Source organism: Bacillus cereus group sp. BfR-BA-01453 (assembly GCF_022662915.1).
GTDB classification, from domain to species: Bacteria; Bacillota; Bacilli; order Bacillales; family Bacillaceae_G; genus Bacillus_A; species Bacillus_A paranthracis.
Genome location: NZ_JAKUEN010000009.1, coordinates 39873 through 63133 on the forward strand (window position 1 = coordinate 39873; position 23261 = coordinate 63133).

The window sequence follows — 23261 nt, forward strand, 5'->3', positions numbered from 1 at the left end:
TACATAACCATAATAACATATAGTTGTATAGATGTGTAGTTTTTATTTTTGAATTTTTTATGGATAAATCTCCTATTTCCAAACTGTTATATAAAAGGAAATTTCTCCTTTTTCACTACAAAATACGCGAAACGAAAGACCCACTATAGAACATGCAACTTTCGTTTTATCATTCCACTTTTTCATGTTATTATTTATTTCCGAGCATATCGGGAAAAGTAAACTTAGTTAATTCAAAATAGGAGCGTTGGTACTATGCAGTGCATTGAGACAAACAACTTACAACAGTTGTTAGAACAAGTAAAACCATATACGAAAAAAGGAAAGCTTGCTACTTATATCCCCGAACTAGGAAATGCCAATCCAGATGATTTAGGGATTGCCATTTTTCATAAAGAAACAGAATACATCCATGCTGGCAACTCACAAACACTATTCACTCTTCAAAGTATTTCAAAAGTAATTACACTTGCACTTGCCCTTTTAGATCGTGGTGAAGAATATGTATTTTCTAAAGTTGGAATGGAACCAACCGGTGATCCATTTAATTCTATTATTAAATTAGAAACGACAAGTCCTTCTAAACCACTTAATCCAATGATTAATGCAGGGGCACTAGCCATTACAAGCATGTTAGCAGGTAAAGATAATGAAGAAAAAATGGAGCGCATTCTTCATTTCGTACGTGAAATAACAGATAATCCTACTATTAATTATTCTTCTAAAGTTGCGAATTCAGAATTAGAGACAGCTTACTTAAATCGTTCACTTTGTTACTATATGAAACAAAACGGAATTATTGATTGTGATATCGAAGAACTGATGGATTTATACACTCGTCAATGTGCAGTTGAGGTAAACTGTATCGATTTAGCACGTATCGGTTTAATTTTTGCAATGGATGGATATGATCCATATAAGGAAAAACAAATTATCCCTAAGCATATTACAAAGATTTGTAAAACATTTATGGTTACATGCGGTATGTATAACGAGTCTGGTGAATTTGCGATTCGTGTTGGTATCCCCGCAAAAAGTGGTGTAGCTGGTGGCATTTTCGGCTGTGTAAAAGGCGAAATGGGAATTGGTATTTTCGGACCAGCTTTAGATGCAAACGGAAATAGTATCGCTGGTTTTAAAATTCTTGAACTTCTTTCTGCTCAAGAAGGTTGGAGCATTTTTTAATTCAGAACTATCCTGCTATACTAGCAGGATTTTTTCATTTCATAAAAATCTTAACTTTATCAGCTATCCATGACCGTACAGAAACCGTACTGAAAGTTTCTCTATATCATGCATATTTGCTCCCCCCTCCTGAATAATATAGTACAACCTAGCGCTATATGTGGAGGTGTGAAAGATGAAACTAATATTTCAAATGGGAAAACAGCCTGTTCTTGAAAAAACAATTCTTCTTTTTATATTGAGTATTGTAGAAAGCTTAAAGCTAAAAGTTGTTTCACTCGATGAAGCTCACCGATACATATTCAATTTAGAAGTACTTGAACTATTAATGGATCGGAACATCGATGATCAAGTACTTGAACTTATTCATTTCGGAATGGGACTTGAAGACATTCATCATGTGCTTCCTGAAGAACTTGAACATACGATTGAAGAATTAAAGTGGCTTTGTATCCAAGTATTAAGTGAGTACAGTATGCATGAAGAATCAGAACAATTAATTGAAGATATACGTTAAAAAAAGCACCTATGTAGGTGCTTTTAATGTTTTTTCAAACTATTTTTATACGCTTCAATATTTACTGGTAGCTCTTCCTCTTCCAAAGTATGTTCATTTACATCTTTATGAATGAACGCACCTTTAGGTGGTTGGTGATCATGCCCTTTTTTCTTATGATCAAATGCTTTCCCGCGTCCCATACAAATCCCCCTTTCTTAAAAGAAATCCGTATTAGTATGGAGAAAAGTACGTCGATATATGCAATCCCTTGCTGTATTTCCAAGGAAATACTCGAACCTTGTTTTCTACTCTCCTTACAACAACTGATCTATCCCGATAAGAATTAATAACACACCCGCAATAACCGTAGCCCATTTCCCTAAGTATTCTGCTAAATATCGTTTTCCTACATACGCAAAGCCACTTATGCAAATAAAACTAAACACCCCAGAAATAGTTGCTGTAAGCCAAAGGTTCAAGTTTGTTACTCCAGCATCAAATCCACCTGCAATATTATTAATAGACAACGCAATCCCTAAAACAATTGCTTCTGAAAAACTAATTGTTTTAGAACCATCAAAATCTGCTTTTTCTGGATCACGTAAAATTCCCATAAGTACATTACCATCTTTAGAGCCTACGGTATTTCTTTGCCCCAAGAAAGGCTGGCACAAAATAAACACACCGATTATCGCTAAAACGATTGCTCCAATCAAGTTTGCTGTAAACTCTGAAATAAATAACGCAATCCAGTTCCCAAAAAATCCAGCTAATAAAGTAAATAAAAAACCAAAAAATGCGATAATAAAATTGTTGAACCACGAAATTCTAATTTTACGAATGCCATATGCAATCCCAACACCTGCATTATCTAAATTAGAAGCAATCCCAATTAAAAAAATTGAAAATAGACCTGCCGTACTCATAAATAGCCACCCCTTTTTCTCACTTTTCAATGCATCTTATGAAAATGTTGAGCAACTGTGCCTGTCTGTTTCATATACATGTAATAAATACTCAACATTTTTTCAACAATAAAAAGGAGTGCCTTCGCTATGCCTAAAGAAAATCCAAATGAGCGGCTTAGTAGATTAATAAAAAAACTTTTAAAAGAACGTGCCTTATCTATGCGTCAACTCGGAATGCTTACAAATATTGATCCCGCAACAATCTCAAGAATTATGAATGGTAAACAACCGCCAAAACAAAAACACCTACAAAAATTCGCAGAATGTCTGCAAGTTCCACCCCAATTGTTATTTGATGAAATGTATCCGGATTCTCCTCACATTAATAAAGAAAAGACGGATATGTACACATCTCTTGATACAATTCAGCAAACGCTGCAATCCTCTAACTTATTCGATTTCGACTACACAACAACCCGCGTAAAACAAGAACTTGAAAACTATGAACGATATGCGCAAACAACAGAGGGTGAAAAACGTATTCATGAAAGTTTTGCAAGCAAGTTAGAACAAATTGATAGCGCTGGTCCTTTCATTGAACAATTAACGGATATGTATCAACAATTTTGCAATGAAACGATTTCAAAAGAAGAGCGTGCAGTTCTTGGCGGCGCATTACTGTATTTCATTTTATCGACAGATATTATTCCCGACTATCTCTTTCCAATTGGTTATTTAGATGATGCAATTGCTGTTGAATTAGCGAAAGAGAAATTAATTGAGCTAAAACGAAAGACATAGAAAAATAAAGAACTATTTCAGTTGTTTCTATCCAACTCTGAAATAGTTCACTAAAAAATCGTACAAGTATACATACCTGTACGATTTCAACATACTAATCTATTTTTTTCGTATGACACCATTCGTATATAAATGCTGTTATTACTTTTGTAAATTCAATTAACTGTTCTATTTCTACTTTCTCATTTATTGAATGAGCTTCCTCTAATGTACCTGGTCCGTAAATAACGGCCGGAATATGAAATTCACTAAACCAACCACCATCCGTTACCGTTGCAGACATATCTAAAATTGCATTTTTAGAAAGAATTGATTCGTGTACTGAGCTAAGCGTTTTTACAGCTGCATGTTCACTATCTATTTCTAAAGAAGGAAAAATTTCGCCACGATCCACAATCATTGATTCTCCGCCCCACTTAAATTGTGGTGGATTTTCACTTAGCCATGGATCGGCAGCTGCCACTTTCCCAATATACTCTTCAATTTCTTTTATTATTTGTTCATGTGTTTCATTCGGATAAAAGTGTACTGTTATCCATAACCGGCACTCATCCGCAATAAATGCTGCATGTCTTCCGCCTTCAATAACAGCTGGATTAATTGTTGTTGTTCCAGATGGATAGCCTTCATATGTTTTCATGACTGCCCAATGACGCTCTAATTCTTGTAAACTTTGCACAATTTTCATCATTTTTTCAATCGCGCTCGCTCCGAATAAACGACCCCCTGCATGGATCATTTGCCTACGTGTTGCATCATGAAACGTTTGGGGGCTTTTCACAGTAATCCATCCAGTAATTACGCCCCCCTGTCCTTGCATATGTAAATCACTCGTATCCACTACGACTGCAAAATCAGCTTCATATCCCCTTTTACAGCATTGAAGTGTTCCCGCCTCTCCAACTTCTTCCCCAATTACGGATTGAAAGATTACATCTCCAGGTAATTCAATGCCTGCTTCTTGTAAAAGCTGAATAGCAAATAGTGCCCCAGCCAGTCCCCCTTTCATATCTGCTGCACCACGTCCAACTAACCAACCATCTTTTATAAATGGCTCAAACGGATTCGTTTCCCACGCCTCATCTGCTGATATTTCCGCTACATCCATATGCCCATTAATAATAAGACTTTTATATGTGTCACTTTCTATTCCTTTTTTCACCCCAACAACGTTCGGGTCATTCGGATATACATCCCATTTATCAACACTAAAATTTCGTTTTCTTAAAAACTGTGCAACAAATTCTTGCGCCTCATTTGTATTTCTCGCCGGCGGTGCTGGTGTTTCAAAACGAATTAATGTTTTTGTAAGCTCTAGTAACTCATTTTTTCGTAGATCAATCTGTTCTAATAGCTGTGCAACTTCTTCATTCATCGCTAATTCCCCTTTGCATACGTAGTATGTTTCCAGCTTTATTTTCACAAAAAAAGAGACTGTTTACAATTTTACAGTCTCCAAATTAATCACTATTATAAACTTTCTATTTCTGTTGTCTTTGTCTTTTCAATATGCTCTAAGTTACCCCCCTTATTTCTTGTCGCACGGTAAAACAGTAAACAAACAATCATAAAGGGAATACCACAATACAATGCCATTCTTTGTTCTGGAATAAAGGCCATACCTACAATTACTGTTATATTTAATACTAACGCAAGCAGTGGAACGAATGGATACAGCGGTGTTTTAAATTTCAAGTCTTTCACATCCCCGCCCTGCTTTATATACGCCCTTCTAGCTAATAAGTTAGATAGAGCAATAGATGCCCAAACTAATATCGCTCCGAACCCAGCAATAGAAAGTAGCCATAAATAAACTGTATCTTCCGCATAAATACCTGATAGTAATGAAAGGCAACCTACAATTGTACTTACAATCAATGCATAAATAGGAACACCATTTTTAGATAACTTACCGAAAATCGGACTAATCATTCCTTGATTAGACATAGACCATAGCATACGAGAAGTTGCATATAATCCTGAATTCGCAACGGATAGAACCGCTGTAATAATAACGAAATTGATAATATCGGCTGCATAAGGAATACCAATTTTATCAAATACAACTACGAATGGACTTTCTATCACTCCTGCTTGTTGCCATGGGAATAATCCTGCAAGAATGAAAATAGATAATACAAAGAACACAAGTATACGCCAAACTGTATTATTAATTGCCTTCGGGATCGTTTTCTCTGGATTTTCACTCTCTCCAGCTGCAATACCAACTAGCTCTGTTCCTTGGAAGGAAAAATTAACAGCAATCATCGTAATTAAAATAGCGGATAATCCATTTGGAAACAACCCACCATAATCAGTAAAGCTAGAAAACATTGGTGCTGGTTCATTTCCTTTCATATCTAGAAAACCAAACATTGCTGCTCCGCCCAAAATAATAAATGCAATGATTGTAATGACTTTAATACTTGCAAACCAAAATTCAACTTCTGCAAAACTTCTTGAAGATAACGCATTAATAGCAAAAAGTAATGCCGCAAACACTACGCACCAAATCCAAGACGGTACATCAGGAAACCATCGTTTCATTAAAATACTAACTGCAATTAATTCAATACCTATTGTAGCCGACCAGTTTAGCCACGACATCCATCCGACTACATAACCCGCTGCAGGGGAAATATGCTTCGTCGCATACGTTTGATAAGATCCTGCGTCAGGCATCGCAACAGCTAATTCTCCGAGACAGAGCATCGTTAAATACATAACAAATCCTCCAACAAGATAAGCTACAATCGCTCCTCCAGGCCCAGCTTCATGAATTGTATACCCCGATCCTAAAAAAAGTCCGGTACCAATAACTCCTCCAAGTGCAATCATAAATATGTGTCTGCTTTTCAATTCCCTTTTTAATCCTTGGTTTTGATCCATCATAAAAATCCCCCCTTTTCCCTTTGGAAACCCATTTCATGTAAGCGTTTTTAAAATTTTTTATACGAAAAATAATTATTGAAAAGAGCAAAATACATAGTATTAATCACTACCTGTTATTAAAAGATCATCCCTCACTGTTATTAATAACTTTTTATCAGCGATAGCTTGTCCTTCTACTACTTCTAATGAATCGATATATCCACTGATTCCTACCTTAATTTCTACTTTCTGTTTATCTATTGTTTCAATTAACGCTAATTTCTCCCATTCGTATACGTAAGAACTTTCCGTAACAAATAACTTCTCAACTTTCCCGTAACAAGGACTATACACGCCTTCTATAACCGTCTTCACTTTATACACTCCTCCTTCTTATTAATTGGTACTGAAACGTTGCATATCCCTCCTTTAAAAATTTCAACTATTCTTTATGCAAAATGCGTACCAATCTTAAATTCCTATTTAAAATGAGGGTTCCTCACAAAAAAATCTTCATAACCGCAAATTTTTTCTACCGTGTAAGAAGTTTTAAAAGGAAAATCGCAAAAAAATTTTGCGATTTTATAAGAATTTTAATAAAATTATAAAAAGTCAGTCTTCATAGGGTGAAATGAGGAGAAGATAATCTATGCGTACAGAAGAAATTAATTTGAAACAGATCATTGAAATGAATATGCTATATGAAACTTTGCTCAATGAACTCGATATCGGGATTCATATTATTAATGAGGAAGGTAAAACGATTATCTATAACCGTAAAATGATGGAAATTGAATCAATGGAGCGCTCAGATGTGCTATATAAAAGTCCTTTAGAAGTATTCGCATTTGAAGAAAATAAAAATAGTACTCTTATAGAAGCATTAAAATTAGGAAAAACAAACAAAAATATAAAACAAACGTACTTTAACAATAAAGGGCAAGAAATTACGACGATTAACGATACTTTCCCTATAATAGAAAATGGAAAAATTAAAGGCGCTATTGAAATTTCAAAAGAGATGAATCACTTAAAGCAAACAATAAAAATGGACTCTTCCCGAAAACAAAACACTAAATTTACCTTTGATCACATAATTGGTGATTCTGAAGCCATTCAATCAACCATTGCGGAAGGAAAAAGGGTAATTCGTACATCCTCCTCCATACTTCTCGTAGGAGAAACAGGAACTGGAAAAGAACTATTTGCACAAAGTATCCATAATGAAAGTCAGCGTTCAGGCAAACCATTTATTTCACAAAACTGTGCCGCTATACCTGATACGTTAATGGAAAGTTTATTATTTGGTACGAACCGGGGGGCATTTACAGGAGCAATCGATAAAGCTGGTTTATTTGAAGAAGCAAACGGAGGAACTTTGTTATTAGATGAGATCAACTCATTAAGTCCAGCACTTCAAGCGAAGTTACTGCGAGCTATACAAGAAAAAACAATACGAAGAATCGGGGGCACACAAGAAAAAGAAATTGATATTCGTATTATAGCAACTATTAATGAAGACCCCCTTGAAGCTATTACACATAATCGATTACGGGAAGACTTATATTACCGATTAAGCGTCGTTACTTTATGCCTCCCGCCTTTACGTGAACGAAAAGAAGATATTTCCGCTCTTGTTCAGCACTTTATCGAAAAGTACAACATTCAATTTGGACTCGCTGTAACGGATGTAGATATACATGTAAGAGAATTCTTGTATGCATATGATTGGCCTGGAAACGTCCGAGAATTGGAACATATCATTGAAGGTTCAATGAACTTGGTTGAAGATGAAAATATTATTACGGCGTTTCATCTTCCTACTCGCTTTCGTGAACAAATAAAAAAAGAATCCAATACGCAACCTTTCCTAACTAATAACGATACTGATAGACCTAAAACGTTAAAACACACAATAGAAGCAATGGAAAAGAACTACATCACTCAAATTCTGAAAGAGTATCACGGTAATATTTCACAAGCTGCAAAGTTTTTAGGATTAAGTAGGCAAAACTTACAATATCGAATTAAAAAACTGCATTTACACATATGAAATGAAGCTTGGATGAGTGGATTACTAGCCCTCACCAATTCGACTTTTATTGCTTGTTAATGCAGCATAAATCTGCTTTAATGTACAAATAAACATTTGGTAAAATATGCTATAATAAACATATAACATACTAGAAAGGAACGATATATATGAGTAATGATAACAAATTAAAGTTATTACAATACTTAGCCTTCTTCCCTACCATTGTATGTATGATGTTACTAGTTGATATAAACGCCTATCCTTATGCAAAACTACTAGCAACAATTAGCGGCTCTTTTGCAGCTATTATGCTTGCTGCTTTTTGGAATTTGAAGATACGTATGAAGAAAGAAAGATCTTCTTAACTCCAAACCATAAAAAAATCGAGCCTACACAGCTCGATTTTTTTATTACTATTAAAACTCAACATTCTCCAAATACAAACCACTCGCCTCAGCAAGGCAATTAATTTGATTGCGTTGTTTCGCCTCTAAAATGTGTGGAATTGCTTCTGCATCTAATTGTCCTAATCCAACTTCAATTAATGCTCCAACAATTTTTCGGACCATGTTATGAAGGAATCCGTTACCACTTACTCTAATTTGTACAAATCCTGCTTCTTCCATCACTTCAAGTGTATATACTTCTCGCACCATAGACTTTTTCTTTGATTTTGCATTTGAAAAGGCAGTAAAGTCATGTGAACCAACTAAATGTTTCGCAGCTTCTTTCATGCTTTTCACATTTAATTTTTTATTCACATGCATGCTGTATTTACGCATAAATGGGTTCGTATGCTCTTCATTCCAAATTTTATACAGATATGTTTTTGCTTTAGAATTGTAACGAGCATGGAATCGATCATGTACTTCTTCCACATTTGTAATGCTAATATCATTTGGCAAATATTGATTTAAATATTTTTTTACTTTATGTTCCACTAACTTCTCATCACTTTGAAAGTTAGCAACTTGATTCAAAGCATGTACACCAGCGTCTGTTCTACTACAACCGATAATTTCAATTTCTTTTCCGACCATTTCGGAAATGACACTTTCGATTTTTCCTTGAATCGTATTATCGTTATTACCGAGACGTTGCCATCCTTTAAAACGTGCACCATCGTACTGAATCGTTAATTTATAATTGTTCATTTTATTCTCCTTCATAGAAAATATTCCCTCATATCGTGAGGGAATATAAATACACTTTACTTTCTAACAAGCTTCACTACATTTTCTACATGAGCTGTATGCGGGAACATATCAACCGGTTGTACATATTCCACTTCATAGCTCTTCATTAACGCTTGTACATCACGAGCTAATGAAGAAGGGTTACAAGATACGTAAACAACTTGTTTCGGCTTCACCTTTAAAATTGTTTCCAGTAATTTATCATCGCAACCTGTACGTGGTGGATCGACAACAATTACATCTGGGCGCCATCCTTCTTTTACCCATTTCGGTAACCATTGTTCTGCTTTACCTGCTTCATATTTCGTATTTGTAAATCCGTGACGCTTCGCATTTTTTCTTGCATCTGCAATCGCTTCTGGAATTACATCCATACCACGTACTTCCGCCGCATCATTTGCAAGCCAAAGTCCGATTGTACCAACACCACAATACGCATCTACAATTTTCTCATTTCCTGTTAAAGCAGCCGCTTTTTTCGCTTCATTGTATAAAACAACCGTTTGTTCTGGATTCAACTGGAAGAATGCACGTGCTGATAGTTCAAATGATAAATCACCAAGTGTTTCTTGAATTACTTCTTTTCCAGCTAATTTAAATGTTTTATCACCGAAAATAACAGATGTTTTACGCCAGTTTACATTTTGCATAATCGATTTAACAGCTGGCATCTGTTTTTGTACTTCTGCAATAAATTGTTCTTTATTTGGCAACTCTTCTTTTGTTGTAATCAGTGTAACTTGTACTTCCCCTGTTTGAACTGCAGTACGTGTCACAATTGTACGTACTAAACCTTTTTGTTTTTTCTCATTGTAAATAGAAACATTTAATTTTTCTAAAATACGTCTTACAACTTTTGTCGCTTCATTCGTTGCTTTATGTTGAATCATACAATGAGCAATATCAATTAACTGATGTGAGTTTTGTTTATACAGCCCTGTAATAACCTTTTCGTCTTTACGCCCCACTTGTAATTGACTCTTATTACGATAATGCCATGGATTTTCCATGCCAAGCGTCGGACGAATTTTCTCTTCCATACTGTTTTTCATATACTTCTCAAATGCTTGTACAACGATATCACGCTTTTGATTTAATTGTTCTTTATAATCTAAATGTTGCAATTGGCAACCGCCGCACTCTTCGTATACCGGACATGGTGCTTTCACACGATGTGGTGAAGCTTTACGAACTTTTTTCACTTTCGCTTCAGCGAAGCCACGCTGAATTTTCGTCGTTTCAGCAACAACTTCTTCTCCTGGTAATGCCCCGGGAATGAAAACAACTTGTCTCTTAAAATAACCAACGCCTTCTCCGTTAATCCCAAGACGTTTAATTGTCACAGGAAACGTTTGACCAACTTCCAACTTACTCTCATGTTGCTTTTGTATCATTATTACACCTCTACTCTATACTTTTCCATAAATATAACGCTGCATAACTGCAGTATGGTTCACACTCTTGTTTCACTTTTTCTAAAAATGCATCATCAGGTTTCTCATCTAATTGAAATACACCTTGTACTGCACGCTGAATCCCAATGTCTGCTTTCGGAAACATATTTTTCCGTCCAAGCCCAAACATTAAAAAGTTTTGCACTGTCCATGCACCAATCCCCCTAATTGGTAACAATTGTGCTGTAACCCCTTCTTCTGTTTCGTTTTCTATTCTAGTTAAATCTAACTTACCACCTATAATACACTTTGCTAATCCTACCATATATTCAGCTTTTCGCTGACTAAACTTCTGCTCTCTCAATTCCTCTATTGAAATATTTGCTACTATTTCTGGAGTGGGGAAAAAGAATACACCGTTCTTCTCTGTTCCATATCGTTTCACAAACTGTTCTGTTAACACAGTAGCAAATTTCAAATTTATTTGTTGATGAATGATACAGCGAAGAAGACAAGCAAAATAATCAAATTCTAAAATAATTGGAGTATAAGCATATGTTTCAAATAGTGGACGTAATGATGTGTTTAAAAAATGATTTTGTATATCTTGAAACGGTTCATTCCAATGAAAAATGGCCCTCATTCGTTTCATGACTTTCTCTGAATCTCCTGTCTGACTAGAAATCCAAAACTGTGGATTTTGAACAGTACCAATCCCTTGCAGACGAACAACAATCTGTTCCTCGTCTATACAAATCGGGACATAAATAACTTTCTCATCTAATTGAATGACGTTAAGAGGATCAAAAGATAAACGTTTTAATACTTCTTCAAAATGATACGGATACTCTAACGTAACATGTTCGCTCCACATACGTTTCCCCATCCTTTTTACACATCATTATAGCATGAGAAAACCGCAAGCATACATGCTTACGGTTGATTGCTTTTTACTAAGTCATCTAGACTTTTAAAATGATACCCTTTCTCGCGCAAATCATCAATGATTTTTGCAAGTGCTTCTGCATTATCTTTTGATATTGCATGAAGTAATAAAATAGATCCTGGATGAATCATCGTCATAACATTATTATGCGCATATTGCCATCCTCTTTGCTGATCTACTTTCCAATCCAAAAATGCAAGTGACCAAAATACATTATAGTAGCCCATTTCTTTCGTAAGAGCTAACGTTCTTTCACTAAATACGCCGCGCGGGGGACGTACATATTTCACTTCTTTTTGCCCAGTTACTTTTTTAATTTCTTCCGTTACACTCGTTAATTCTTCACGAAGTTTCTCATCATTTACCGCTGTGAAATCAGGATGACTCCAAGAATGGTTTCCAATAATGTGTCCTTCATTCTTCATTCTTAACAATAAATCTTTTTGTGTTTTAATGTAATGCCCCGTTACAAAGAAAGTTGCTGGTACTTTTTTCTCTTTTAATACGTCTAAGATTTTCCCTGTGTATCCATTCTCATAACCATTATCAAATGTTAAATAAATATCTTTTTTCTTCGTATCCCCTAAATAAAACCCGCCATTTTTTTGTAGTAAATCTGTATATAACTTTCCTGCATCTGGTACTGTTTCATTTTTAGGACGCGGGATTCCCCAGTTATGTGGAGTATTTGTATAAGCTAATGCCGAAACTGGAACAAGTGCCATCATAATTGAAAAAATGAGACCGATATATAACCATTTATGTTTCATAAATAGTCTCCTTTCCATATATAATCGTACTCGTAGTTTCTGTTGCTACGCATTCTTTCATGCTGAACATGTTTTTCTATATATACCAAAAAAATGCATCTCGAATCGTTCGAGATGCATTTTTGTTTACTTAAATACTGGCTCTTTAAAGCTAGCTAATTTTTCAAGTGATGTTTTATCAACATCTGCATGTAAGCTATTACCGTGAGAATCCATTGTTACAACTGCTTTAAATCCATCGATACGTAAATGCCACATTGCCTCTGGAATACCAAATTGTAAGAAATCAACATCTTTCACTTCTTTAATACATTCAGCATAATATTGCGCTGCACCACCAATTGCGTTTAAATATACACCGCCGTGTTCTTCTAAAGCTGCTAATGTTTTCGCACCCATGCCGCCTTTTCCAATGACAGCTCTAATACCGAATTTCTTCATAATATCACCTTGGTACGGTTCTTCCCGAATACTTGTCGTTGGACCTGCCGCTTTAATTTGCCAATTGTCATTGTCATCTTTCACAACAACTGGACCACAGTGGTAAATAATTTGTCCATTTAAATCTACTGGACAATCGTTATCCATTAAATGCTTATGAATTGCGTCACGACCTGTATACATCATGCCATTAATTGTTACAACATCACCAACGCGAAGTTCACGAATTTGCTCTTCTGTAATTGGCGCTTGTAATACAATTTCACGCTGCTCCGTTTTTTCTTGTACTTCTTGCTCCAGTGTATCTTCACCTTCTTGATATAACCAATCCATAATTTCACCTGTTTCAGGATGGATTGTTACACCAAGGCGACGGTATGCCCAGCAATTATACGCCACAGATACGTAGAAACTAGCTGGCAGACGGTTATACACGCCAATTTTACAGCCAAGTAAAGTTGTTTCTCCGCCAAATCCCATCGTACCAATGCCAAGCTTATTCGCATTTTCTAATACATATTCTTCAAGTTGTTGTAATTCTGGGATTGGATTGACATCATCTAATGTACGGAATAATTGATTTTTTGCTAATTCGTAACCTGATGTGCGGTCTCCCCCGATACCAACACCAATTACACCTGCACTACATCCTTGACCTTGTGCTTGATATACCGCATGAAGAAGGCATTTACGAATCCCTTCTAAATCACGGCCAGCTCGTCCAAGTCCTTCTAGTTCACACGGTAAGCTATACTGAATATTTTTATTCTCACAGCCACCCCCCTTTAGGATTAAACGTGCATCAATATAATCTTTTTCCCATTGTTCAAACTTAATAACCGGTGTACCTGGTCCTAAATTATTTCCACTATTGTCTCCAAAAAGAGAATCAACAGAATTTGGACGAAGTTTACCATCTTTTGTCGCCCGCTCAAGCGCATTATAGATAGCTTCCTTCAACTTTAATTGATTCACACCAACTGGTGTATAAATTTTAAACGTTGGCATCCCTGTATCTTGGCAAATTGGTGAGATGTTATCATCAGCCATTTTAATATTATTTGTAATTGTGCCAAGTGCCATCGCAGAACGAGTCCCTGCATTTTCTCGCTCTTTCGCTTGTTGAATCGCACGACGAACATCTTTCGGTAAGTTCGTTGACGTTTCAACAATTAGTTGATACATGCTTTCTTGAAGCTTTTCCATTGTTACTTCCCCCTCAATTGTGAACGCTACCAAAACGTTATGAGCTGAAAATTCCATTGTTATGCTCTGCAGCTTTTTATTTCTTTCACGCTATTCAAGCATACATGAAATTTTTCACAACTTGATTATACCTCTTTTTCTATCGTCCTTCTATTATCCGCACAGAAAAAGGCTACCAAATTGGAATTGGCAGCCTTTTTAATATATTATTCGTCTTTTTTAAATTGCTCACATTTTAATTCTAATTCATCTAGCATTGCAAGAAGACGATCTACATCTTCTAATTCTACTTCTTCAGGTTCAATTGTATCAATTACTTCAATGAACATATTTAAACGTTCTTTTAAATATACTAATTGTGTATCTTTATCTTGAATTGCTTTTCCCATGAAGGCACTCTCCTTTTAATTCGAGTTGCTTTTATTATACCGCAAAAATGATTACAATGGGTATGTAATTTCATCAATTTTGTCACGGTTATTCACTATAATGTAAGCCCTCTCTCTTTTTCCTCTAAAAAGTTTCGCTTTATAAAAAGCACATATTCTTCTATTATAGAGGATGGACAAATTGTTATTTCAATAGTCAAAGGAGTATTTCATATGACGATATCACAAAAAATGAAGCCGATTACTCCTTCTTACGATCCATGGGAAGCGTATATGGACCTTGAAGAGTACGGCAAACTACTATTAACAAATGTTGAGTTTACAACAACGACGTTATGCAATATGCGCTGTGAGCATTGCGCTGTTGGTTACACGTTACAGCCGAAAGACCCGAATCCGCTTCCGATGGATCTTTTATTAAAACGATTAGATGAGATTCCTCATTTACGTTCTTTAAGTATTACTGGCGGAGAACCTATGCTTTCAAAAAAATCCGTCGACAACTATGTAACACCACTCTTAAAATACGCCCACGAACGAGGTGTTCGCACTCAAATCAACTCAAACTTAACTATAGATTTAGCACGTTACGAACAAATTATTCCCTATTTAGACGTATTGCATATATCTCATAACTGGGGAACAATTGACGACTTCGTTGAAGGCGGATTTGCAATGATGGAGCGTAAACCTACGTATGAACAGCGTGCAAAATTATTTGAACGTATGATCACAAATAGTAAAGCTCTATCAGATGCAGGTGTACTCGTATCAGCCGAAACGATGTTGAATAAACGAACTCTACCACACATTGAGCATATTCATCGTCAAATCGTTGATGAAATGGGATGTAAACGTCATGAGGTTCACCCAATGTATCCAAGTGACTTCGCGAGTAATCTAGAGATTTTAACAAAAGCTGAAATTCGTGATGCAATTGAGCATTTACTAGAAATTCGCGATGAAAATGTATGGATGTTATTTGGAACTTTACCTTTCTATGCTTGTAGCGATGATGAGCGAGACATTGCCACATTTAAAAAATTACAAAAGAGCAAAAATGTAACTGTTCGTAACGATCCCGATGGCCGTTCTCGTTTAAATGTAAATATTTTTGATGGAAATATTATTGTAACGGACTTTGGTGATGTTCCACTTCTAGGTAACATTCAAACAAATACGTTACAAGAAGCGTATGAAAAATGGAGCGCTTCAAAAACAGCAAAATCATTAAGCTGTCACTGTCCAGCAGTAAAATGTCTTGGACCGAATGTTCTTGTAAAAAACAGCTACTATCCAACCGAAGATTTCTTATCAAAAACAGCAAATATTACATTATAAAAAAACGTCAGCTTATAAGCTGACGTTTTTTATCTTATTGCGAATGAGAAGAAGAAATGAATTTAAAATATAAATGATCATGAATTGGGATAGCGGCTCCAATTCCTTGAGAAGTAATATTTTTTACAACAAGCCTTTTTTGATTTCCTTTTAATACGAGATATACTTCTCCAAATGTTACTTTCCCTTTTTCATTTACTGCTGGTGTATAAGCATATAAATATCCAAGTTGACTCGGACTAATATTATACACACGCTCATGCCCTGTACCATAACCAATAGTCGTTTTAAATGAAAGTGGCAATTGTACTTTTTCAAGTGCTTTGAGAAGCATCATTTTTTTCACATCTGCAGCATCTTTCATATCTGCTGTTAAATCACCTTCAACCGTCTTTTGTGTTTCTTGCTTATAGCGTAGTGGATATAGGCGATCTCCTCCGCGATTATCGTACACATTGCGATTTACTTGTTTATATTCCCAATTAACCGATGTATCAATCGATTCATAATGTAAAGCCCATTGCCCTAAATAAATCTTTGCTCGGTACCCTACCGCAAGCGGCGCATTCGAAATTGTTGTTTCATTAAACATTCGAATTAAGTCCGGATTTTCAATTTTAATATTTGCTGTTTTTAATAATTCTTGAGCAAACTTACTCGGCTGTAAACGCGGTAAATCTTGCGCATCATTTGGAAACGTATTGTCTTTAGAAATATTTAAAACAGATGAAGGCATTTTTGTTTCTACTGTTGTCTTTGCAAAGCCACTGTTAGGAAATAATAAAATAAACGAGACCATAGTTGAAAGACATATGCTGTATACTCGTTTCACCTGTCTGGCTCCTTCCTACATAAAGGTATATATACTACTTCGTTTATTGTTTTCTCTGAGCACAATTGTTATGCCTATTTTTCATAATAAATAAAAACCAATTCCCATAATGACATACGCAGCTAATAAAGTACCGCCTTCAAACCAGTTCGTATCTCCATCATTTGAAATCGCAATCGTTAAGAAAACAGCTGTAATCATAGAAACAAGTTCTGGTATTGTAAATACTAAAGGCATCCTTTGCGTGAAAAACATAGAAAGCAGTACTAATACAGGAGCAACAAACATGGCAATTTGTAATGTAGAACCTATCGCAATCTCAACTGCAATATTTACTTTATTTTTATACGCCATAATAATTGCAGATGCATGTTCTGCTGCATTTCCAACAATCGCAACGATAATAACACCTATAAACAATTCTGACCAACCAAATGATTTTGCAACTGTCTCAAATGTATGCACGAGCGCCTCTGACACATAAGCTACCGCAATTGTTGCTATCGCTAAAATGAGTAATGCTTTCCCTTTCGACCACTCTGGTTCTTCCTCATGAGCGACTTCATCACTTTTATGCTGATATACACCACGGTGCGTAACTAACTTAAATAGCAATGCAGCAAGGTACATAATAATCATAATAATCGAGACACCAATACTTAATTGATACGTCTTTCCAGCGTCCATTTTCATTGAAAAAATCTCTGGAATAACAAATGCTACTACTACAGCAAAGATTAATAAAGCCGAATTATGCCTTGCATCATATACATTAAAACTTTGTCTTTTATATTTAAGCCCTCCCACAAAGAAGGATAGCCCTCCTACTAATAATAAATTTCCAAGTACAGAACCTGTTAAAGAAGCTAACACAACTTCAATTAATCCTGCCTGTAGTGCAAAAATCGAAATGATTAGTTCAACAGCGTTACCGAAAGTAGCATTTAATAATCCACCTATTCTAGGACCAGATACAATTGCCAAACTTTCTGTCGCTCTCCCCATAAAACCCGCTAATGCGATAATCGTAATACAATACACAGCAAACATAATTGTTTGAGGCCAATGAAGTGTTTTCCCAAGTACAGACAATGGTACACCTATAAGCGCCACTATAAGAAATATTTTATTAAACATGCTTTTCATCCTTCCATCGTATGTATTTCTCCTCGATATTATTATTATTCTTCTCCTAACTTGTCCGATTTCATCACAATTACGTTTAAAAAATCGGATTGAAGAAAACAGTATGAAAGATATTTAAATTACCTTGTTGAAACAGACAGAATTATAAATTATGAAAAGGGGTTAAAATTATGCACTTAAAAGAAAAAATCGCAACTATTATTCAAGGTCAACGTACCGGTGTATTATCTACAGTACGAAATGAGAAACCACATAGCGCCTTTATGATGTTTTTCCACGAAGATTTTGTACTGTATGTTGCAACAGATCGACAATCAAAAAAGATAACAGATATCGAAAACAATCCAAATGTACATGTACTACTTGGTCGTGAAGGAAAAAAATTAGATGAAGATTATATTGAAGTGGAAGGCTTAGCCTCCATCGAGGAAGACTCAACATTAAAAAACAAGTTTTGGAATAATAGCTTAAAACGTTGGTTACTCGGTCCTGAAGACCCTAATTATGTACTAATTAAAATCAATCCCGATACAATTTATTACATCGATGGTGCCGGTACGACGGAGCCCGAGTTTTTACGACTATAAGATAAAACAAGCCCCCTTTAGGTGGGCTTGTTTTGTCGAAAAGTTCTTCTGAAAAAAACAATAAAATAGGTGGAACTTTCTAAAGATTCTGTTATATAATAGCAGTAACTTAAATAAACTGTATTAAAACAGATTGAGAGGAGAAATAAAATTGATGAAAAGAGAAGAACGTAAAAACATGATTGAGTTTATCGAAAAGAAAAAAGGGATTGAGCGTGACGAATTATTGTTTATGACAGACGATGAAGTAGAACATATTTATAATGTAACGTACTTTTTATATGAAGAAATTGCAGAGTAGTATAATAATCCCCACCTTATGAAAAATATAAGGTGGGGATTATTTCGTTATCTATCCAGCTCTTTGCGAGGCGGTAAAACCCCATTCACTTTATACATGAGAATGATTTTCATGTATAATAATGTAAGATTGGAGGAATTTTACTATGAGTTCATGGCTCTTATTCGCACTATTATCAGCAATTGCTGCTGCCCTTGTATCTATTTTCGGTAAGATTGGTTTAGATGGAATCGATGCCAATGTTGCTACGACGGTTCGTTCTATTATCATGGCATTATTTATGGTAGGCGTTATTATTATACAAGGTAAATTTCAAAATATTGGCGACGTACTACTAAATAAAAAAGCACTTCTCTTTATCACATTAAGCGGAATTGCAGGTGCTTCGTCATGGCTATTTTATTTTCTTGCCCTTAAAACAGGAAAAGTTTCACAAGTAGCTCCTGTCGATAAATTAAGCGTCGTATTTTCTATCATTCTCGCTATGATTATACTCGGCGAAAAATTAAACTTTATGACTGGTATTGGTGTTGTCTTTATTACAGCTGGTGTACTATTTATCGCTTTCAGCTAAAAAACCGCTACTCGCGGTTTTTCTTTTTCTTTATGTAAAACCATACGACACATGTAACAACTACTGAAATGGATAAAATCCATATTCCATAATGATGCAAACTATACTCAACGAAACGCCACTTCTCTCCTAACTTCCAGCCAAGTCCAATAAAAACACTTATCCAAATAAGTGCACCACCGTAAGCGTACAAACAAAAACGCCAAAGTGTTAAATTCGACATCCCAGCAAAATACGCTGTTAAATGACGTACTCCTGGGATAAAATAACCAACTATTAAAAGAAATGGGCCATATTTTTCAAATAAAATATGTGTTTTTTCAATGTGATGTTCTTTAATTCTAATTTTCGGTCCATATTTTTTTAAAACAGGGAGTCCAAGTTTTAAACCTAATATGTAGCTTAATGTAATGCCTAACATCGCACCAGCCATCCCACTTAAAAACGCAGCAGTTCCTGACATAACGCCTTTTGAAACGTTATAACCAACGAAGGTCAATAAAAACTCGTCTGGTATCGGTAATCCAACAATCCCGCCAGCTAAAGCTATAATAATTCCAAAATACCCATAATGTGCGATTAACTCGCCAATATGTTGTTCCATTCGGAAGACACATCCTATACACGATCGTTATTCCACATTGTGCCCTTTCTATCTTTCAGACAAACATGGTATACATATTCACTATACATTGTTTTTATAATGAACTCTACTTCTATCCATTCCTTTAGCAGGCAGAAATTGAACTATTAATCAGTGACATCAATCATGTGCTAGACTTAGACTCCCGCCTTCTTTTCTTATATCCATCTCCTCTTGAAGGACTAATCTTACTATCCACAAATACCATGATAAAAAAATAAAAATTCATATGCTTGTTTTTTTGTTACAATAAAGGAAAGTTACTTTTCGCAACGGTTTAACTCTCAGGAAAAATGATATACCTAGCAAAAACACAGTTTGGTCGATATAATGCAACTTCTACCTATTAAAAGAACATGCACCCTTTACATACAACATCATTTTTCTAAATTATACAGGGGGAACGAACATGACCATTGAAAATCAATTTATCCAAAAGGTTTACTATAAAACATTTTTAACAGAAGAAACTTCTACTCCAGTATCAGAAGTACTCGGTGAAGCATATATAAATGAATCTACAAATGAATTCTCCAACATTTCTAATATTCGCTTTGCTCAAGGTGAATTTTATTACCAAAATAAAGACTTTGAAGCAGCGATATTTAAATGGGAGAAAGTAAATAACGAGCTTGCACTTTGGGCAACCAAAAATATTGCAGATGCTTATTTTGAACTAGGATTCTTACCAAAAGCAGAAGAAATGTATCAATCTATCCAAACGGAAGATACAACTCTTACAATGGAAGTTTCCTTACAACTTCTTTCTCTTTATATCGAACAAGATCGTTTAGGTCTAGCATTTAAGACGATTAGTGAAGCTGTTGCATTTCAACCTGACTATCCAAATATTACTTCAATTGCTCGCTCGTTCTATGAAAAACAAGAAGATTGGAATAATGCCATCGAACTTGCCGTTCAAGAAGGAATTCGAACAAAATCATTACACTGGTTCGATACTTTAATTAATTATGTGAATCAAGGATTTACGAAACAAATCAAACCAGAATATTTCTATGAATCTTTAAAAGCTTTATATGCAATTGATCAAGTCCAATTTAAGGAACTTGTTATCGCTCTTTGGAACAGCTATCAAAATGAAAAGTCACATCTACCTTGGATTCAAACAATCAATCATTTATTCTTACATATTGAGACAGACAACAATGACGATTGGCATGAAATTGTTGAACGCTATCAAGATACGTACTTTGAATTAATTACTGGTGAACATTTCATGCATGAAATGCAAGGACTTGTACCTGACTTATTAACAAATTGGTTTAGTTTAACGAGAGCAAAAGACGCCCTATTCGTCTCTGCTGCAGTGTTAGCGTGGAATGAAGTTTCACCTACAACTTTAGAGTCATTACTCGTAAAAAGTGCGGGAGCCCTACTCTCTAATTCAACAGCTGAAACAAATGTGAATATGGAAACTGTTTCTCATTTATTCGAAACAATTGCTGTATGGGCTGAAAAAAATGATGTAGATTTAAGTCATCAATTTACGTTACTCGTTCATGAACTATGTGATTTAAATGTTACAAAATTACTAATTTCGGGAACTAGTGACCATGATAAATTATCATTCGTCAATTCAATATTAGGAGAGAACATCTTAACTGAAACTATAACAACTCCTATTCTATTTAAAGATGATAGCCAAACTGAAATAACAGAATTCACTGCGTTAGATGTGCACAATATACCGAACTTTGATGAATTCCATCAAATAATGGCTACACCTGAACAATCAGAACTTGAGAACAAATGTATAGAAATTAAATTACCAAGTAGATTTTTGAGAAAGAATAAATTTGCATTTCTTGTTACACCATCTGTTCAAGGACAAGTGGATAAAAACAGCTCATATTTTGAATACTTACAAGCGGCAGATAGCCTTATTTACGTATTAAATTCTGCTTCGCCGTTACATGGTGAAGAGCTTGATACATTACTTTATTTACGTGAACAAGTACCAAACTTACAAATTCATTTCGTATTACACACAAATAGTGCGGACAAGAATGAAAAACTAATGAGTAAGATGAAAGTCCATTTCTCAAATGCACAGTTCTTCCCATACTCTCCTTCACAAGAGGGGAGCCAACAACTTGGGGACGTGACAGAGTCTATTCTTTCTAATCTAGCAGAACGCGATATAGAACAAGAACGTATCGAAAAACTAATATGGTTTACTCAAAAGACAATCGCATACCTTGTAAATGAACGTGTGGAATTAGAAAATACATTAGTCAAATCAGTACGCTGGAATAAACATATCTCAGTAAAACTAAACGGATTTATTAACAATCTTACTGCTCTTGAAAAAGATAAAATTCGTTCTATTACAGAATCTTATCTTTTAACGAAAGAAGAAATCACAAGAGATATCCATTCTCAAATTCCTGAATTATTACAGAGCTGCTCTGACCTTGTTCAAGAAGATAGTGATTTCAAATTAGTTCATGAAGAATTAAATACTGCGATGAACGAACGAATTCAAAAACATGTACAGCAAGTGCTTCTCCCTAAATTTACTGGGTTTATTCAAGAGTGGATTGAAACAGCACATAATGAATTTATTCAAGCTCAATCTTATTTAGATGAAATGAGTGAAACGTTTAATAAATTATATAAAGAAGAACGAATGAAACTTCCTTGCGATTTCAAATTACTAGATGATTGGCATCGAGATGTTGTACGCATGACCAATAGAATTACAGTATCGAATATCAATATTTTATTACGTTTTACACCGACACAATTTTTCTTAAAGAGTGCAGGAAAACTATTTGGTAACATGCAAAAAAATCAATCTATGCTTGCAAACAAATATAAACAATATATTGAAACGGAAGACTATACGGAAATTGCTCAAACGATTTCAAAACAATTCTTCCTTCAATTTGAAGTATTTGAAGGCGCATTAGAACGAGATATCATGATGTTCTTTAAAGATCCACTTAGCATACTGAAACAAAATGTAGAAGCCGCTCAACTTGAAATACAGGAAGACGAGCAAACATTAGCAACGTTAAGAAGCAACCCAGAAACTTATCACGATCCGTTAGCATTCTTTAAACTGCAACTATTACAGCACAAATTCGTTTTAAGTACGCACAAAAACAATGAAGACGTCTATGAATTTAATGAGTCTCCTACGATTTAACATAAAAAACCAAGCAAACTGAAA

Annotated in this window: 25 protein-coding genes; 10 read left to right on the forward strand and 15 right to left on the reverse strand. The window is 35.1% G+C overall.

The window, feature by feature from the left end:
- Positions 1 to 72: 72 nt before the first annotated feature.
- Entirely contained in the window at positions 73 to 186 is a 114-nt protein-coding gene (locus MR070_RS27135; protein ID WP_002020305.1) for a hypothetical protein, read from the reverse strand.
- 69 nt (positions 187 to 255) lie between these two features.
- Between MR070_RS27135 and glsA the strand changes: the two genes are divergently transcribed.
- The gene (gene glsA / locus MR070_RS17865) at positions 256 to 1185 is read left to right on the forward strand and encodes a glutaminase A (RefSeq protein ID WP_001149852.1); all 930 of its coding nucleotides are present in this window, start codon (positions 256 to 258) and stop codon (positions 1183 to 1185) included.
- 175 nt (positions 1186 to 1360) lie between these two features.
- Positions 1361 to 1702 (forward strand): DUF3969 family protein, encoded by a 342-nt coding sequence (locus MR070_RS17870; protein ID WP_000766603.1) that lies wholly within the window; start codon positions 1361 to 1363, stop codon positions 1700 to 1702.
- 23 nt (positions 1703 to 1725) lie between these two features.
- On the opposite strand, the gene MR070_RS17875 is transcribed toward MR070_RS17870, so the two are convergent.
- Both MR070_RS17875 and ytaF read right to left on the reverse strand, forming a co-directional pair.
- Positions 1726 to 1884 carry a hypothetical protein gene (locus MR070_RS17875; RefSeq protein WP_000532409.1) on the reverse strand — a complete coding sequence of 53 codons (159 nt, stop codon included), beginning with the start codon at positions 1882 to 1884 and terminating at the stop codon, positions 1726 to 1728.
- Positions 1885 to 1998: 114 nt separating this feature from the next.
- Positions 1999 to 2610, reverse strand: coding sequence for a sporulation membrane protein YtaF (ytaF, locus tag MR070_RS17880; protein ID WP_000100718.1), 612 nt, complete (start codon positions 2608 to 2610; stop codon positions 1999 to 2001).
- 129 nt (positions 2611 to 2739) lie between these two features.
- On the opposite strand from ytaF, the gene MR070_RS17885 reads away from it, so the two are divergent.
- Positions 2740 to 3393: a helix-turn-helix domain-containing protein gene (locus MR070_RS17885; RefSeq protein WP_001123720.1), complete on the forward strand. Its 654-nt coding sequence runs from the start codon at positions 2740 to 2742 to the stop codon at positions 3391 to 3393.
- 94 nt (positions 3394 to 3487) lie between these two features.
- Here MR070_RS17885 and MR070_RS17890 read toward each other — a convergent pair whose 3' ends face one another.
- The 3 genes from MR070_RS17890 to MR070_RS17900 form a co-directional block, all read right to left on the reverse strand.
- Positions 3488 to 4768, reverse strand: coding sequence for an acetylornithine deacetylase (locus tag MR070_RS17890; protein ID WP_242261726.1), 1281 nt, complete (start codon positions 4766 to 4768; stop codon positions 3488 to 3490).
- A gap of 95 nt (positions 4769 to 4863) precedes the next feature.
- On the reverse strand, positions 4864 to 6285 hold the full coding sequence (locus MR070_RS17895; RefSeq protein WP_242261727.1) for an amino acid permease: 1422 nt from the start codon (positions 6283 to 6285) through the stop codon (positions 4864 to 4866).
- A gap of 99 nt (positions 6286 to 6384) precedes the next feature.
- Entirely contained in the window at positions 6385 to 6639 is a 255-nt protein-coding gene (locus MR070_RS17900; protein WP_242261728.1) for a biotin/lipoyl-containing protein, read from the reverse strand.
- 274 nt (positions 6640 to 6913) lie between these two features.
- On the opposite strand from MR070_RS17900, the gene MR070_RS17905 reads away from it, so the two are divergent.
- Positions 6914 to 8317, forward strand: coding sequence for a sigma-54 interaction domain-containing protein (locus tag MR070_RS17905; protein ID WP_242261729.1), 1404 nt, complete (start codon positions 6914 to 6916; stop codon positions 8315 to 8317).
- Between the two features lie 149 nt (positions 8318 to 8466).
- On the forward strand, positions 8467 to 8664 hold the full coding sequence (locus MR070_RS17910; RefSeq protein WP_000063917.1) for a hypothetical protein: 198 nt from the start codon (positions 8467 to 8469) through the stop codon (positions 8662 to 8664).
- A 51-nt stretch (positions 8665 to 8715) separates the two neighbouring features.
- On the opposite strand, the gene truA is transcribed toward MR070_RS17910, so the two are convergent.
- The 6 genes from truA to MR070_RS17940 form a co-directional block, all read right to left on the reverse strand.
- Positions 8716 to 9453: a tRNA pseudouridine(38-40) synthase TruA gene (gene truA / locus MR070_RS17915; protein ID WP_200730804.1), complete on the reverse strand. Its 738-nt coding sequence runs from the start codon at positions 9451 to 9453 to the stop codon at positions 8716 to 8718.
- A gap of 56 nt (positions 9454 to 9509) precedes the next feature.
- Complete coding sequence (gene rlmD, locus MR070_RS17920; protein WP_000615206.1) at positions 9510 to 10889, reverse strand: 23S rRNA (uracil(1939)-C(5))-methyltransferase RlmD; 1380 nt, start codon at positions 10887 to 10889, stop codon at positions 9510 to 9512.
- Positions 10890 to 10899: 10 nt separating this feature from the next.
- Positions 10900 to 11763: a DNA-3-methyladenine glycosylase family protein gene (locus MR070_RS17925; RefSeq protein WP_242261730.1), complete on the reverse strand. Its 864-nt coding sequence runs from the start codon at positions 11761 to 11763 to the stop codon at positions 10900 to 10902.
- A 59-nt stretch (positions 11764 to 11822) separates the two neighbouring features.
- Positions 11823 to 12605: a delta-lactam-biosynthetic de-N-acetylase gene (pdaA, locus tag MR070_RS17930; RefSeq protein ID WP_000681212.1), complete on the reverse strand. Its 783-nt coding sequence runs from the start codon at positions 12603 to 12605 to the stop codon at positions 11823 to 11825.
- Between the two features lie 126 nt (positions 12606 to 12731).
- Positions 12732 to 14252, reverse strand: a complete 1521-nt coding sequence (gene fumA / locus MR070_RS17935; protein ID WP_000413516.1) for a class I fumarate hydratase — start codon at positions 14250 to 14252, stop codon at positions 12732 to 12734.
- A 206-nt stretch (positions 14253 to 14458) separates the two neighbouring features.
- Positions 14459 to 14641, reverse strand: coding sequence for an SE1561 family protein (locus MR070_RS17940; protein WP_000513558.1), 183 nt, complete (start codon positions 14639 to 14641; stop codon positions 14459 to 14461).
- 213 nt (positions 14642 to 14854) lie between these two features.
- Between MR070_RS17940 and yfkAB the strand changes: the two genes are divergently transcribed.
- Positions 14855 to 15982 (forward strand): radical SAM/CxCxxxxC motif protein YfkAB, encoded by a 1128-nt coding sequence (yfkAB, locus tag MR070_RS17945; RefSeq protein WP_000156010.1) that lies wholly within the window; start codon positions 14855 to 14857, stop codon positions 15980 to 15982.
- 34 nt (positions 15983 to 16016) lie between these two features.
- Here the strand turns inward: yfkAB and MR070_RS17950 are convergent, their stop codons facing one another.
- Both MR070_RS17950 and cax read right to left on the reverse strand, forming a co-directional pair.
- Positions 16017 to 16814, reverse strand: coding sequence for a YfkD famly protein (locus MR070_RS17950; protein ID WP_001992424.1), 798 nt, complete (start codon positions 16812 to 16814; stop codon positions 16017 to 16019).
- An 81-nt stretch (positions 16815 to 16895) separates the two neighbouring features.
- The gene (cax, locus tag MR070_RS17955; protein ID WP_000482144.1) at positions 16896 to 17951 is read right to left on the reverse strand and encodes a calcium/proton exchanger; all 1056 of its coding nucleotides are present in this window, start codon (positions 17949 to 17951) and stop codon (positions 16896 to 16898) included.
- A 179-nt stretch (positions 17952 to 18130) separates the two neighbouring features.
- On the opposite strand from cax, the gene MR070_RS17960 reads away from it, so the two are divergent.
- From MR070_RS17960 to MR070_RS17970, 3 genes are all read left to right on the forward strand, one after another.
- Entirely contained in the window at positions 18131 to 18547 is a 417-nt protein-coding gene (locus MR070_RS17960; RefSeq protein WP_000550219.1) for a pyridoxamine 5'-phosphate oxidase family protein, read from the forward strand.
- Between the two features lie 154 nt (positions 18548 to 18701).
- Positions 18702 to 18848 carry a BH0509 family protein gene (locus MR070_RS17965; protein WP_000817786.1) on the forward strand — a complete coding sequence of 49 codons (147 nt, stop codon included), beginning with the start codon at positions 18702 to 18704 and terminating at the stop codon, positions 18846 to 18848.
- 145 nt (positions 18849 to 18993) lie between these two features.
- Positions 18994 to 19422 carry an EamA family transporter gene (locus MR070_RS17970; RefSeq protein WP_000100304.1) on the forward strand — a complete coding sequence of 143 codons (429 nt, stop codon included), beginning with the start codon at positions 18994 to 18996 and terminating at the stop codon, positions 19420 to 19422.
- Between the two features lie 7 nt (positions 19423 to 19429).
- Here the strand turns inward: MR070_RS17970 and MR070_RS17975 are convergent, their stop codons facing one another.
- Complete coding sequence (locus tag MR070_RS17975) at positions 19430 to 20026, reverse strand: DedA family protein (RefSeq protein WP_000434856.1); 597 nt, start codon at positions 20024 to 20026, stop codon at positions 19430 to 19432.
- Between the two features lie 448 nt (positions 20027 to 20474).
- Here MR070_RS17975 and MR070_RS17980 point away from each other — a divergent pair, with 448 nt between their 5' ends.
- Positions 20475 to 23237 (forward strand): tetratricopeptide repeat protein, encoded by a 2763-nt coding sequence (locus MR070_RS17980; protein ID WP_242261731.1) that lies wholly within the window; start codon positions 20475 to 20477, stop codon positions 23235 to 23237.
- Positions 23238 to 23261 lie beyond the last annotated feature (24 nt).